At 58.9% G+C, this 14,437-nt stretch carries 12 protein-coding genes; 3 read left to right on the forward strand and 9 right to left on the reverse strand.

Going from position 1 to position 14,437, the window contains the following annotated elements; genetic code table 11:
• Positions 1-9: 9 nt before the first annotated feature.
• Positions 10-1,413 (forward strand): YcjX family protein, encoded by a 1,404-nt coding sequence (locus OR573_11185; protein ID XGA79064.1) that lies wholly within the window; start codon positions 10-12, stop codon positions 1,411-1,413.
• Positions 1,410-2,498 carry a TIGR01620 family protein gene (locus tag OR573_11190; protein ID XGA79065.1) on the forward strand — a complete coding sequence of 363 codons (1,089 nt, stop codon included), beginning with the start codon at positions 1,410-1,412 and terminating at the stop codon, positions 2,496-2,498. Before OR573_11185 ends, OR573_11190 begins: the two co-directional genes overlap by 4 nt.
• A 16-nt stretch (positions 2,499-2,514) precedes the next feature.
• On the opposite strand, the gene OR573_11195 is transcribed toward OR573_11190, so the two are convergent.
• The 7 genes from OR573_11195 to OR573_11225 all read right to left on the reverse strand — a co-directional run bounded on the left by OR573_11195 (position 2,515) and on the right by OR573_11225 (position 10,089).
• On the reverse strand, positions 2,515-3,636 hold the full coding sequence (locus OR573_11195) for an ABC transporter ATP-binding protein (protein XGA79066.1): 1,122 nt from the start codon (positions 3,634-3,636) through the stop codon (positions 2,515-2,517).
• Between the two features lie 38 nt (positions 3,637-3,674).
• Entirely contained in the window at positions 3,675-4,553 is an 879-nt protein-coding gene (locus OR573_11200) for a carbohydrate ABC transporter permease (protein XGA79067.1), read from the reverse strand.
• A complete protein-coding gene (locus OR573_11205) occupies positions 4,546-5,460 on the reverse strand; it encodes a sugar ABC transporter permease (GenBank protein ID XGA79068.1) in 915 nt (304 codons plus the stop codon). The genes OR573_11200 and OR573_11205 overlap by 8 nt, the downstream gene beginning before the upstream one ends.
• Before the next feature lie 82 nt (positions 5,461-5,542).
• Positions 5,543-6,838 carry an ABC transporter substrate-binding protein gene (locus OR573_11210; protein ID XGA79069.1) on the reverse strand — a complete coding sequence of 432 codons (1,296 nt, stop codon included), beginning with the start codon at positions 6,836-6,838 and terminating at the stop codon, positions 5,543-5,545.
• 154 nt (positions 6,839-6,992) lie between these two features.
• On the reverse strand, positions 6,993-8,465 hold the full coding sequence (locus OR573_11215) for an ATP-binding protein (GenBank protein XGA79070.1): 1,473 nt from the start codon (positions 8,463-8,465) through the stop codon (positions 6,993-6,995).
• A 24-nt stretch (positions 8,466-8,489) separates the two neighbouring features.
• Positions 8,490-9,215, reverse strand: coding sequence for a response regulator (locus tag OR573_11220; protein XGA79071.1), 726 nt, complete (start codon positions 9,213-9,215; stop codon positions 8,490-8,492).
• A 76-nt stretch (positions 9,216-9,291) separates the two neighbouring features.
• A complete protein-coding gene (locus tag OR573_11225) occupies positions 9,292-10,089 on the reverse strand; it encodes an HAD family hydrolase (GenBank protein ID XGA79072.1) in 798 nt (265 codons plus the stop codon).
• Between the two features lie 182 nt (positions 10,090-10,271).
• On the opposite strand from OR573_11225, the gene OR573_11230 reads away from it, so the two are divergent.
• Positions 10,272-12,212 carry an exoribonuclease II gene (locus OR573_11230; protein ID XGA79073.1) on the forward strand — a complete coding sequence of 647 codons (1,941 nt, stop codon included), beginning with the start codon at positions 10,272-10,274 and terminating at the stop codon, positions 12,210-12,212.
• Positions 12,213-12,343: 131 nt separating this feature from the next.
• Here the strand turns inward: OR573_11230 and sucD are convergent, their stop codons facing one another.
• Both sucD and sucC read right to left on the reverse strand, forming a co-directional pair.
• Entirely contained in the window at positions 12,344-13,216 is an 873-nt protein-coding gene (gene sucD / locus OR573_11235) for a succinate--CoA ligase subunit alpha (protein XGA79074.1), read from the reverse strand.
• A complete protein-coding gene (gene sucC, locus OR573_11240) occupies positions 13,216-14,382 on the reverse strand; it encodes an ADP-forming succinate--CoA ligase subunit beta (protein ID XGA79075.1) in 1,167 nt (388 codons plus the stop codon). The genes sucD and sucC overlap by 1 nt, the downstream gene beginning before the upstream one ends.
• Positions 14,383-14,437 lie beyond the last annotated feature (55 nt).

Below are 14,437 nucleotides of genomic sequence, written 5' to 3' on the forward strand. Positions count from 1 at the left end.
CCACGCCAGATGCAATCACCGTTCAACACTGAACGCCTGAGCCGGGAACTCACCAACTTGATGGAACGCACCCGTGACCGGCAGCTCAGGCTAGCCGTCACCGGACTTTCCCAGGCAGGGAAAACCGCTTTTCTGACCTCTTTGGTCAATCAGCTGCGCCATGCCGGGCTTGAGGCGCAACTCGACCTCTTGCCAGCGGCACGTGAGGGCCGTCTGCTCGGCGCTCAACGCTTGACCCAGCCGGATCTGGGCGTCCCGCGCTTTCCTTACGATGCGGCCCTGAGTGCGCTCAACGCCAAACCGCCGCGCTGGCCGGAGCCGACGCGCGGCATCAGCGAGCTGCGCCTGCAGCTACGTTACCGCCCTGCCCAGCGCGGCTGGTTAACGCCGGAATTCAGCCACCTGACCCTGGATCTATTTGACTACCCGGGTGAATGGCTGCTCGACCTGCCCATGCTGGCCCATGATTTCGACAGCTGGTGCCACGCGCAGACCCAGCACAACGGCGTGCATCGCCAGGCGCTGTTTAGCGCTTGGCAAACCGGCGTCGAACAGCTTGACCCCGCCGCTGAGGCAGATGAAGCACAGCTCGCTGACTTGGCAGCGGCCTACGCCGATGGCCTGAAACAGGCCAAACAGGCCGGCTTTTCTGACCTTCAACCAGGGCGCTTCCTGTTACCCGGGGAACTTGACGGGGCGCCGGTACTGCAGTTCTTTCCCTTGCCGGATATCGGGCTATCGATCGAACAGCGCCAAGCGCTGCCTGAAAACAGCGTCTATGCCACCCTGGCCAAGCGGTTCCGCTATTATCAGCAGCATATCGTCAAGCCCTTTTACCGCGACCATTTCCGCCGCTTTGACCGCCAGATCGTGCTGGTCGACGTGCTCGGCGCGCTGAATGCCGGCCCTGAACGGTTTGAAGACCTGTCACGGGCGCTGCAGCAGCTGATGCATAGCTTTGACTACGGCCAGCGCAGCCTGCTGACCCGGCTGTTTTCGCCGCGCATTGACCGCCTCGCCATTGCCGCCACCAAAGCAGACCATGTCACGCCGGATCAGCACGGCAATCTGGTACGCCTGCTGGAAGCGCTACTGGCCGAGCCGCTCAAAGACCTGCGCTTTGCCGACATTCCGGTCAAGGCGCTGTCGCTTGCGGCGATTCGTGCCACCCAGGCCCGCGAGGTCAATCAGCAGGGCCAGCGCCTGGCCGCCCTTTACGGCACCACTCTGGAGGGCGAAGAAGTGCTTATTTACCCCGGCGATGTACCGGCTCGCCTGCCGGATGAGCACTTCTGGCAGCAGCAGGGTTTTGACTTTCCGCATTTTCGTCCCATGGGCTCATCCCATGAAGCACTGGCCCACATCCGCATGGATGCCGCCATTGACTGGTTACTGGGAGACAAGCTCGCATGACCGACCGCCCGACTGACAACAGCACCGAACCCAGGCCTCGCCCGCGGCGTCACTTTTCACTCGATGACACTCAGGCCGACAGCGCGAAGCCCCAAGGCAATGAAACCGAAGATGCCCTGCGCGGTACCCGACGCTTTGATACCCAGACCGCCCACCAGCCGCTGGAACCCACACCGGCAGACCACAAAGCCTTGCCCGAAGAAACCCTGTATCCGCCGCGCAAACGCCGCTGGGGGTTGATATTTTCCCTGGCTGGCGTGGTCGGTTTAGGGTCTGCAGAGCTAGTGACGGGCATCCCCGCGGCTTTTGAGCAAACCCGCTGGCTGGATGCCGCCTGGCAGCTCTTCGCGCTGGGTTTGATGGGTATCGGCGCCGTTGCGCTTCTGCGTGAAGTAGCGCGCCTCAAGCGCCTGAAGCACCACGACAAGCTACGTGAAGCACTGGCGGAACTTCCCCAGCGCTCCCCCAAGCAGGCCATGCAGCAAGCCGATGCCCTGCGCCGTCAGCTGAAGCTCAATGATGACGACCCGCACTGGCAAGCCTTTCAACATGCCAGCCAGCCGCATCACAGCAGCGCAGACATCATGACCCTGCTCGATTACCATCTGCTGGCCCCCCGTGACCGTGAAGCCCAGCGGCTGATTTCGCGCATGTCCGGGGAAACCGCCATCATGGTGGCCGTCAGCCCGCTAACCCTGGTGGATATGGCGTTGGTCGCCTGGCGCAGCCTGGCGATGATCAACCGCCTTTGCCGCCTTTACGGCCTGGAGCTGAGTTTTATCAGCCGCCTGAGGCTGTTTCGCAGCGTGCTTTATCAGATGGCCTTTGCCGGTGCCAGCGAACTTGCCACCGATGCCGGTATGGATATGCTGTCTCTGGATGTGGCCGGACGCATCTCCGCGCGCGCCAGCCAGGGTCTGGCCACCGGCTTGCTGAGCGCCCGGCTGGGGCTGAGAGCCCAGCGGCTGTGCCGCCCGCTGGCCTTTACCCCTGAGCAGCAACCGCGTATGACAGACCTACGCCAGGATCTATGGCGCCAGATCCGCCGCCTCGATACCCAGCGCAGCGCCCAGCCGGAGGACTAGATCCCGTTGACTAAGCTTAGGCCAGACGCTGCTCAGTCTCGGCATCAAACAGCACCGCGCGGGCCATATCAACGCGCAGCGACAGGCGATCACCCGGGGTTACCGCGCACTTGGGCCCGACTCGAGCGGTGATTTCCTGCTCATCCAGCGGCAGGCGCAGCAGAATATCGGCACCGGTCGGCTCAACCACGCTGACCTTGGCTTCCATCAGGGTGCCTTCTGCCTGCTCGCTCAGCCGCAGATCCTCTTCACTGAAGTGTTCAGGGCGCAGGCCAAGAATAATCGGTTTATCCAACTGCCCCACCAACCCTTCTGCGTTGCGTTCAGGGGGCCATGGCAGCAGGACATCCCCTTCATCAGGAGTGGCAATACGCAGGGCATAGCCCTCGCCCGCCGCTTCCAGCGTTGCACGAATAAAGTTCATCGACGGCGAGCCCATAAAGCCTGCCACGAACATATCCACCGGGTTGTTGTACACTTCATCCGGGCTACCCAGCTGGAGGATATGGCCATCGCGCATCACTGCAATGCAGTCGGCCAGGGTCATGGCTTCCACCTGGTCGTGGGTGACATACACAATGGTGGTGCCCAGGCGCTGATGGAGCTTTTTGATCTCGGTGCGCATGTCCACCCGCAGCTTGGCATCCAGGTTGGATAGCGGCTCGTCAAACAGGTACACCTTGGGCTCACGGGCCAGCGCCCGCCCCATGGCGACCCGCTGGCGTTGGCCGCCAGAAAGCTGGGCCGGCTTACGTTCCAGCAGATGGGAAATCTGCAGCAATTCGGCCACGCGCTCGACAGCGGCCACCCGTTCAGCCTTGGGCACCTTGCGCATTTCCAGGCCAAAGCTGATGTTCTGGCGCACTGTCATGCTCGGGTAAAGCGCGTAGGACTGGAACACCATGGCAATATCGCGCTCAGCGGGCGTACGCCAGGTCACGTCTTCGCCGTCGATATAAATGTTACCGCTGGTGACGGGCTCCAACCCGGCAATGGCGTTCATCAGCGTGGACTTACCGCAGCCGGATGGCCCCACCAGAATCAGGAACTCACCGGAATCAATTGAAATGCTGACATCTTTCAGCACCCGCTCGCTGCCAAACTCTTTGCGCACGTTGTGAATTTCTAACGCTGACATAATCAATATCCTGTTGTTATTAGGCTTTTTAAAAAACCTTAGCCCTTGACGGAGCCGGCGGTCAGCCCACGCACGAAGTACTTCCCGGCCAGCACATACACCACCAGGGTCGGCAGCGCGGCAATCATGGCCGCGGCCATATCGACGTTGTACTCACGCACCCCGGTGGAAGTGTTGACCAGATTGTTAAGCGCTACGGTGACCGGCTGGGTGTTGTGGGCCGAGAACGCCACGCCGAACAAAAAGTCGTTCCAAATCTGGGTAAACTGCCAGATCACCGACACGACAATAATCGGCGCGGAAACCGGTAATAGAATGCGCCAGAAAATCCGGAAGAACCCCGCCCCATCTAACTTGGCCGCAGAGACCAGCTCGTTGGGAATGCCCACATAGAAGTTGCGGAAAAACAGTGTGGTGAAGGCGATACCAAAGACCACATGCACCAGAATCAGCCCGGCACGGGAGCTTGATAGCCCCAACCAGCCAAGGGTTTGTGCCATTGGCAAAAGCACCACCTGAAACGGGATAAAGCAGCCAAACAGCATCAGCGCAAAAACCAGCTCAGAGCCTTTGAAACGCCACTTGGTCAACGCATAGCCGTTGAGTGCCCCGACGGTGGTGGAAATCAGCACCGCTGGAATCACAATCGCAAAGGAATTCCAGAAATACCCGCCGACGCCTTCGCAGCGCATACCGGTACAGGCTTCTCCCCAGGCTTTCGTCCAGGGTTCAAGGGTCGGGTTTTGCGGCAGCGATAGCAGTGTCCCCGCGCTGATTTCACTCAACGGCTTGACGGAGGTCATCAACATGACAATCAGCGGTAAGGCATAAAACAGCCCCGCCACAATCAGTACCCCATAGAGCACGCCACGCAACAGCCGGGCAGCGGGCGTTTGCCGACGAATCACGTTAGCCATGTTTGCGGCTCCTTAGTTCGGAATAAAGGTAAGGAATCAGAATGGCCAGCACGCCGCCAAGCATCAGCATGGCACTGGCAGAGCCAAGCCCGATCTGGGCGCGATTGAAGGCGTGGGTATACATGAAGGTCGCTGGCAGATCGGTGGCGTAGCCAGGCCCGCCGCCGGTAAGCGCCACCACCAGGTCGAAGCTTTTGATCGCAATATGGGCCAGGATCATCACCGCGCTGAACACCACCGGCCGCAGGCAAGGCATCACCACGCGCCAGTAGATACGCGGCAGGCTGGCACCGTCCAGCTGGGCGGCTTTGACGATGCTGTCATCAATACCCCGCAATCCCGCCAGAAACAGCGCCATCACAAACCCCGATGCCTGCCAGACGGCGGCAATCACCAGGGTGTAAATGGCCATATCCGGGTTAACGATCCAGTCAAAGCGAAACGACTCGAACCCCCAGCTTTGTACCATGGCCTGAATGCCCAGCTGTGGATTCAGCAACCACTTCCAGACCACACCGGTGACAATAAACGACAGTGCCATAGGGTAGAGATAAATGGTGCGCAGCGCGCCTTCCTGACGAATTTTCTGATCGAGTAAAATGGCCAGGAGGGTGCCTATAATCAGACAAACCGCAATAAACAGCACACCAAATACCATCAGGTTGGTGGAGGCGACCCACCAGCGATCATTGGCCATCAGCCGCGAATATTGGCCAAAACCAACAAAATCATAGCTTGGCAACATACGCGAACTGGTCAGCGATAGCACAAAGGTCCACAGCATGAAGCCGTAAACAAAAAACAGAGAGACCGCCACCGAAGGCGCCAGCACTAGGCGCGGTAGCCAGGCTTGCAGCCAGCCGGACGCCGTCGGCCGCGCTTGAATGCGCGTCGTGGATTTATTCATGGGGTGATTCCTCGTCAGTCAACCACTAGCGCCGCCATTGCGGCGGCGCTGATGACGTTACTGAAATAACCTGCGCAGTGGTTTAAAAAGACGCCGTTTCAGCAGCATTGACCAGCCGCTCAGCGGCTTCTTCAGCGGGCATATCGGTGTCATTGAAGTAGTTGGTCACCACATCGAAGATAGCTCCCTGAATAGAGGCACGGACTGCCATACCATGCGCCATGCTGGGCACCAGGCCACCTTCGTCGGCGGTGCGCTGGAAATCCGCCAGCGACTGCTGGGCACAGCGGTCAAAATCGCTCATATCCAGATCAGGCCGCGCCGGGATGGAGCCTTTGGCAAGATTGAAGGCTTCCTGGAAGGTTGGCTCCAACACCAGGCGTGCCAGGGTTTGCTGGGCCTCTCGCTCAGCGTCATCCGTCACACGGAACATTGCCAGGCTATCGATATTAAACGTAAAGGCATCTTCAGTGCCGGGGGCGGCGGCGCACAGGTAGTCTTCACCGGCGGTCAGGCCAGCGGCGGTGAACTCACCCTTGGCCCAGTCACCCATCAGCTGGAAACCTGCCTCGCCTTCAATCACCATGGCAGTGGCAATATTCCAGTCGCGGCCGGACATACCTTCATCCATCAGCTCACGCATACGCTTGAAGTCTTCCAGAGCGCTGACCATCTGCTCCCCGCCCAGGGCCTCCGGGTCCAGCTCGACCAGCGCCTGCTGGTAGAATTCGGTGCCCTGGCTGCCCAGCACAACACTTTCAAACACAGTGGCGTCCTGCCATGCCTGGCCACCGTGGGCCAGCGGTATGAAACCTGCTTCACGAATGGCGTCACCGGCCGCAAACAGCTCATCCAGCGTAGTCGGCATCTCAACATCGGCCGCTTCCAGCACCTCAGGGTTAGCCCACAGCCAGTTAACCCGATGTACATTGACCGGCACGGCCACGAATTGGCCATCATGACGCATGATATTTGCTACCCGCTCGGGGATCAGATCGTTCCAGCCTTCAGCCGTGGCGACTTCATCCAGATCGCCCAACAGGCCAAGCTCGCCCCACTCCTGAATTTCAGGCCCTTTGATCTGTGCAGCGGAAGGCGGGTTGCCGGACATGGCACGGGATTTAAGCACCGTCATGGCGGTTTCACCGCCGCCACCGGCCACGGCAAAATCCTGCCAGCCGTAGCCTTCGGCTTCCATCAGGTCTTTAAGGACGTTAGCGGCACGGGCTTCACCGCCAGACGTCCACCAGTGCAACACTTCCACTTCGCTGGCCTGGATGGTGCTGGCGGCCAGGGCGGTGCCCGCTGCCAAGGCTAACGCCAGCGCAGACTTCTTGAACGTGGACGGGTTAACAACGGACATATTAATAGTAGGCATGGCTCGCTCCTGCTGTTTTTATTGTGTTGATACGCGGTGGTATCCACTACTGGCCGATTGAACGGCTGCAAGCAGGTTACGCTACCTGAGCGCACAACAGGAGTTACCGAGTCCTGCATAGTCTTGGGCTTTCATTAAAAATGTTAGCGATTTATTACAGCCCTGTAATACTTGTCTGGCGTGAAAGCGTCAAGGTGGCAACAAGCCCGCCCTGAGAGTGATTGGACAACACAATATCGCCGCCATGGGCACGGGCGATATGCCTGGCAATGCCCAGCCCCAGGCCGCTGCCACCGGTGTAGCGACTGCGTGAGGCCTCAAGGCGTACAAAGGGTGAAAACACCCGGGAAAGCTGGTCTTGCGGGATGCCTGGCCCTGCATCATGAATCCGCAACATCACAACATCGGCCTGTTCTTGCAGCGTGACGCTGGCGGTGTGGCCATAAAACACCGCATTTTCAAGCAGGTTGGCCAGGCAGCGCTTCAGCGCCAACGGTTTGACGTTCAGGGGCGCTACGCTGCCATGCACTGACACCTCGCCACCTTGCAGGCGCAGCCCGTCGGCAATTTCTCTCAACAAGGCATTGATATCCGTAGGCTGTGGCTCTTCATGCAGATCCAGTCCTTTTACCGAGGCCAATGCTCCCTTGACCAGCTCTGCCAGCTCGTCAAGCGAGGCGCAGAAAGCTTCCCGCTGAGCGGGATCATCCAACATTTCAGCGCGCAGCCGTAAGCGCGTAATGGGCGTTTTAAGATCATGGGAAATCGCTGAAAAAAGCCGCTCACGCTCATCAATCTGTTCGCGAATACGCCGCTGCATGCGATTAAAGGCCACCGCCGTAGCCGCCACTTCTCTGGGGCCGGTCTCTTTTAGGGGCGGGCTATCCAGGTCATCCCCCAACTGGCGAGCAGCCTTTGACAGCCTGGCCAACGGGCGAGTCACGCTGGTAATGCCCAGCAGTGAAAGAGCCAATACGCTAAGCAGCACCAGCAGGCCAACCAGCAAGCGCTCGCCAGACAGCCAGCGGTAGCCGCTGAAAATATCAGGCACCCCCAGCAAGGTGGCCACGTACAGCCAGGTATCAGGCGCCAGCTCCACTTGCACCACCAGAATCGGTGGCGACAGCGGTTCCATTAACAGGCTGTGCTGCCCCCAGCGCGGTGGTAACTCATAGAGCAGTACTTCGTTATTGAACACCCGCAGGGTTTCCGGGCTGGAGAACTCCACCACCACATCGTCAATCAAAAGCTCTTGGGTAAGGATGGCGCGTACGTTATCAACCACCACCTCTTTTTCTGGGCCGCTGCCAATATCGTCGACGGCAATCCGCCGTTCGTTGACGCTGACAAAAAAGCGCGTACCGCCCATACGCCGCAGCTGATCCAGCACGATATGACGATACTCCACCGGTAGCGAACGGAAAAACCGCATGGTTGAGGCAATGCTGAAAGCCATATTGCTGGAAAGCTCATCCAGCTGTTCAAGACGGCTGTCTCGCACCTGAGACGTCCACAGCGCATAGCTGGCCGCCTGAGCCGCCAGCACCCCCGCAATCATGATGATCACAAAGCGCCCTCGCAGGCTGCCGGGCAGATAGCGTGCCAGCCTGCGTTTCACCCTTCTCATTTCGCTCCTCTCATTTCGCCCTTCTCACGGTGCAAGCTCGACGCTGGCCGTCAGCACATAGCCAACGCCGCGCACGGTGCGAATCAGCTGGGAATGCTGGGCATCTTCCCCCAGGCGCTGGCGCAAGCGGCACACATGCACATCAATCGAGCGATCCAGGGCCGGCGCTTCACGGCCACGGGTCAAGGCATAGAGATCATCCCGGGCAATCACCGTTGCCGGGCGCGCCAGAAACACCTGCAGCAGCTGAAAATCAGCCCCTGACAGCGCCGTGCGAGCGCCGTCCAGGCCGATCAATTCACGGGTCATACGGTCAAGCTGCCAATCACCAAAGCGCACCCAGCGGGCCTCCTGGGTTGCCCCTGCAGCCGCCACAGGCCGGGCACGGCGCAGCACCGCCTTGATCCGCGCCAACAGCTCGCGTGGGTTAAAGGGCTTGCCGATATAGTCATCGGCGCCCAGCTCCAGCCCCAGAATGCGATCGGTATCATCGGCGCTGGCGGTCAGCATGATAATCGGCGTATCGTGGGTCTTGCGCAGTTCCCGACAGATGGTAAAGCCATCATCTCCTGGCATCATGACGTCAATAATCAGCAGGTCTGGCATTTGCTCGGCCAGCTGCTGATAAAGTGACTCCGCCCCGTCGGCGGTCAGCACCTGGTAACCATGCCGCCCCAGGTAGTCAGCCAACAGTTCGCGGATTTCCAGGTCGTCATCAACGACCATCAGGGTAGCAGGCGGGGTTGTCATGGCGGTGTGTCATCCCTTGGTTGTCAGCAGGCATTATTATTGAGTGCGGGATTGTATCAAGCGTTTGCGCCTCGGCTTACAGGGCAAAGCGTTGTGTCAGCCACTGGGCAACACCCGCATTGCTGTGATGGCCGATGCGCCGAGCACCGGTAACGCGCTCAAGCAGCGCCGGGTGGGCATTGGCCATCACCTGGGCTTCACCGGCCAGGTTGAGCATCTCGATATCATTAAGATTGTCGCCAAATGCCAGGCAATCCGGTGCTGTCAGGCCCAGCTTTTCCAGCAGAGCCGTTAACGCCACCCCTTTATTGACGCCACCGGCCATGATTTCCAGGGCATTGGCGGTGGAATAGGTAATGTGTAGCCCCTGCCCATGGGCTTGGTGGGCCTGGGTTTCCAGTTCGGCCAGCGCTGCCGGGGCGCCCAGATACAGCACCTTGCCTACCCCATTGGCATCCATCTGTTCTGGCGGCACTACCTGATAGGTAAAGCCGGTGGTGGCGTGAATCGATAACAGGTGCGGAGCGGGCGCATCTACATGCCAGCCACTTTCACGGTACAGGCTCAGCCGCACCTCAGGTGGGCGAGGCAGCTGGATCAGCGTTTGCGCATGGTCAGGCTCAAGATAGCTGGCATTCAGCAATTGGCCTGCAGGGTCATGGGTATAGGCGCCATTGGTGCTGATCAGATGAATGGGAATATCCAGCTGATCGCGAAACACCCGCATATCGTAGTAGTGGCGACCTGATGCCAAGGCAATATGGTGGCCTTGTTCAGCCAGCAAACGGAGCACCTTGACGGTGCTTGCGTGCAAGCGATGGTCGCTGCCTAACAGCGTCCCGTCCAGGTCAGAAACAATCAGCCGCGCGGTCATCACACCCTCCTCGTTTGAAAGCCAGCAGGCTAGCCTGCGCCTTCAGCAGCTTAACCGATTCACCGAGGCGACGCTAAAGCATTGATGTTAAGCGAACGCGCAGCTTCTGTCAGCGTGGTGATTGGCGTAGCGGGCGGGAATCCGTATAGTGACACCCCTACTCTTGCCAACTGATTGACCTCATGCTGCAAAATAATTCGGTACTTGCCCAACTTAAGCAACAGATTCGTGACACCACCCCGCGCGCGGAAGGCGTTATCAAAGCCACTGAAAAAGGCTTTGGCTTTCTGGAAACCGATGCGGGTGAGTCCTATTTCGTCCCACCGCCTGCCATGAAGCAGGTCCTGCATGGCGACCGCGTTGAAGCCGTTATCCATGAAAATGGCGACAAGAAATCTGTCGAACCGGAAAAACTGCTTGAAGCCGGGCTCGACCGTTTTATTGCCCGCGTACAAAAGCGTGAGGGGCGATTGGCGGTGGTTCCTGATCACCCGTCCATCCGCAATGTACTGAAAGCGCGGATCAAGAACAGTCTGGATGAAGCCAGCATTGCGGACGGCGACTGGGTGGTTGCCCGCCTGGTACGTCATCCGCTGAAAGAGAACGACCGGGGCTTTTTTGCCCAGATTGACGAACTGGTGGCCAAGTCAGATGACCCGGCCGTGCCATGGCGGGTCACCCTGGCCCGCCATGCGCTGGAACAGGAATGCCCGGATGCTGGCACCGACTGGCCGTTGCTGGATGAGGGCCTGATCCGCGAGGACCTGACCGCCCGGCCGTTTTTCACCATTGACGGTGAAAAGACCCGGGATATGGATGACGCCCTGCATGTAGAAACCCTGGAAAGCAGCGGCTGGCGCCTGAGCGTGGCCATTGCCGACCCGACCGCTTACGTCGAAGAAGGCCATGCGGCGGATCTCGAAGCGCGTACGCGCGCCTTTACTGTCTACCTGCCGGGCCAGAATGTCACCATGCTGCCTGAGCAGCTGGCGGATGATCTCTGCTCACTATGGGAAGGTCAGGAGCGTCCTGCCCTGGCCTGTACCCTGGACATTAACGCTGATGGCAGCCTGGGCGAATACCGCTTCTTTGCGGCCAACGTCATGTCGCACGCCAAGCTCGCCTATGACCGTGTCTCAGACTGGATTGAAGGCCAGGGCGACTGGACACCGGCCGACAACATTGCCGAACAGCTCAAGGCGCTGCAGGCGCTGACCGAAGCGCGCACCGCCTGGCGTAACGAGCATGCCTTGGTATTCAAGGATCGTCCGGATTATGTCTTCGACCTGGACGATGCAGGCAATGTGCTGGGAATTCGTACCGAAGAGCGCCGCATCGCCAACCGCATGATCGAGGAATCGATGATCGTGGCCAACGCTTGCTGCGCTGATTATCTGGCCAAGCATATCGGCCATGGTATCTTTAACGTCCACCGTGCCTTTGAGCCTGATAAAGCCGAGGCCGCCCAGGAGTTTCTGGCCGGGCAGGATATTGAAGTGGCCCGTGAAGCGCTGCTTGAACTAGCCCACTACAAGGATCTCAAGCGGGCACTGGAAAGCCGTGACGATGCCTGGCTGGACGCGCGCCTGCGTCGCTTCCAGGGCTTTACCAGCATGTCAGCCCAGCCTGGCCCGCACTTTGGCCTGGGCCTGAATGCCTATGCCACCTGGACGTCACCGATTCGTAAATACGGCGATATGGTCAACCATCGCCTGATCAAGCGCATTCTCAAGGGTGAACAGGCCCCAGCAGAAGCCAGCCAGCAGCTCACCGAGCAGCTCACCGAGCGTCGCCGCCTGAACCGCATGGCTGAGCGCGACGTCAAGGACTGGCTGTATGTACGCTACCTGACGCTCGCCGCCGAGAACCAGGACGCCTTTGATGCCGAAGTGATGGCTATCAATCGGGGAGGCATGCGGGTGCGCCTGCTGGAAAATGGCGCCACTGCCTTTGTTCCGGCACCCTTGATGCACAGTGACCGCAGCAAGGTGGTGATTGATGACAAGGAAGGGCGCATTCAGATTGAAGGCGAGGAACGCTACAAACTGGGCGATAGCCTACGCGTGGCGCTGACCGAAGCTCGTGAGGAAACCCGTTCACTGGTCGCCCGGCCGATTGCCTAGCACCAGCGCCTAGACAACGGTAGGCACTCCGCAAACGGCGCTTTTTCAAGCGCCGTTTTTATTGCCTGCACAAAAAAGAGCACCCGAAGGTGCTCTTTTTGTGCTTTTACAAGCCACTGCAATGCAGCGTCTTACCAACCGGTGACTTCTTTCAGCGCGTCGCCGATTTCAGCCAGAGAACGCACGGTTTTGACACCGGCGTCTTCCAGGGCAGCAAACTTCTCATCAGCGGTACCTTTACCGCCAGAGATGATGGCGCCTGCGTGGCCCATACGCTTACCGGGAGGAGCTGTTACCCCGGCAATGTAGGAAACCACTGGCTTGGAAACGTTGGCCTTGACGTAGGCGGCGGCTTCTTCTTCGGCGGTACCACCGATTTCACCGATCATCACGATGGCTTCAGTCTTCGGATCGTTCTCGAACATTTCGAGAATATCAATGAAGTTGGAGCCCGGGATCGGGTCACCACCGATACCGACACAGGTAGACTGGCCGAAACCGTGATCAGTCGTCTGCTTGACGGCTTCATAGGTCAGGGTGCCTGAACGCGACACGATACCGACCTTGCCCGGCTGGTGAATGTGACCCGGCATGATGCCGATCTTGCATTCACCCGGGGTGATAACACCCGGGCAGTTCGGGCCAATCAGGCGTACGCCCAGTTCGTCACACTTCACTTTGGCTTCCAGCATATCCAGCGTGGCAATGCCTTCAGTGATACACACGATCAGCTTGATACCCGCATTTGCCGCTTCAAGGATGGAATCCTTGCAGAAAGGGGCCGGTACATAGATAACGCTGGCTTCCGCGCCGGTTTTCTCGACCGCTTCTTTCACGGTGTTGAAAACTGGCAGGCCGAGGTGCTCCTGGCCGCCTTTGCCCGGCGTAACACCGCCGACCATCTGCGTACCGTAGGCAATCGCCTGCTCGGAGTGGAACGTGCCCTGGCCACCGGTGAAACCCTGGCAGATGACCTTGGTGTTCTTATCGATCAGGATGCTCATTACTTGCCCTCCGCCGCTTTAACGACCTGCTGAGCCGCGTCGGTCAGACTGGTAGCCGCGATGATGTTGAGACCACTGGAGGCGAGTTTTTCCGCACCCAGTTCGGCGTTGTTACCTTCCAGACGTACGACCACCGGTACGTTAACACCGACTTGCTCAACGGCACCGATAATGCCTTCAGCAATCATGTCGCAACGTACGATACCGCCGAAGATGTTAACCAGCACGGCATTGACGTTGTCGTCAGACAGGATGATCTTGAACGCTTCTGCAACGCGTTCCTTGGTAGCACCACCGCCCACATCGAGGAAGTTGGCCGGTTTGCCACCGTTAAGGTTGACGATATCCATGGTACCCATGGCCAGACCAGCGCCATTGACCATGCAACCGATGTTACCGTCGAGCGCTACGTAGTTCAGCTCCCACTTGGCGGCATCGGCTTCGCGCTCGTCTTCCTGAGACGGGTCACGCATGGCCTGCAGGTCCGGATGACGGTAAAGCGCATTGCTATCGAGGCCAAGTTTGGCGTCGAGGCAGTGCAGGTTGCCTTCATCGGTGATGACCAACGGGTTGATTTCCAGAAGGGCTAGATCCTTGTCGTGGAACAGCTTGGAAAGCCCCAGGAAAATCTTGGTGAACTGCTTGACCTGGTCACCGTTCAGACCCAGAGCAAAGGCCAGTTCACGCGCCTGGTATGGCTGGGCGCCGACCAGCGGATCAATCTCGGCCTTGAGAATCTTCTCCGGCGTTTCTTCAGCGACGGTCTCGATTTCAACACCGCCTTCGGTGGATGCCATAAAGACAACGCGACGGGTAGTACGGTCAACTACCGCACCCAGATAAAGCTCATCGGCGATATCCGTGCAGGTTTCAACCAGAATCTTGGCAACCGGCTGACCGTTTTCGTCTGTCTGGTAGGTCACCAGGTTCTTGCCAAGCCAATGCTCGGCGAAGGTCTTGGCTTCAGCGGGATCCTTGATCAGCTTAACGCCACCCGCCTTACCACGGCCGCCTGCGTGAACCTGGGCCTTAACAACCCACATATCGCCGCCGATCTTTTTACACGCTTCTTCGGCTTCTTCTGGCGTATCCACGGCAAAGCCTTTGGATACAGGTAAACCATAATCGGCAAACAGCTGCTTGCCTTGATACTCGTGAAGATTCATCGATTCATGCCATTGGTTGCATGTGACTCGAACGATGGCAAACGTCAGTGATTAC

The sequence above is a fragment of the Halomonas sp. CH40 genome (genome assembly GCA_041875495.1).
Lineage (GTDB): Bacteria > Pseudomonadota > Gammaproteobacteria > Pseudomonadales > Halomonadaceae > Vreelandella.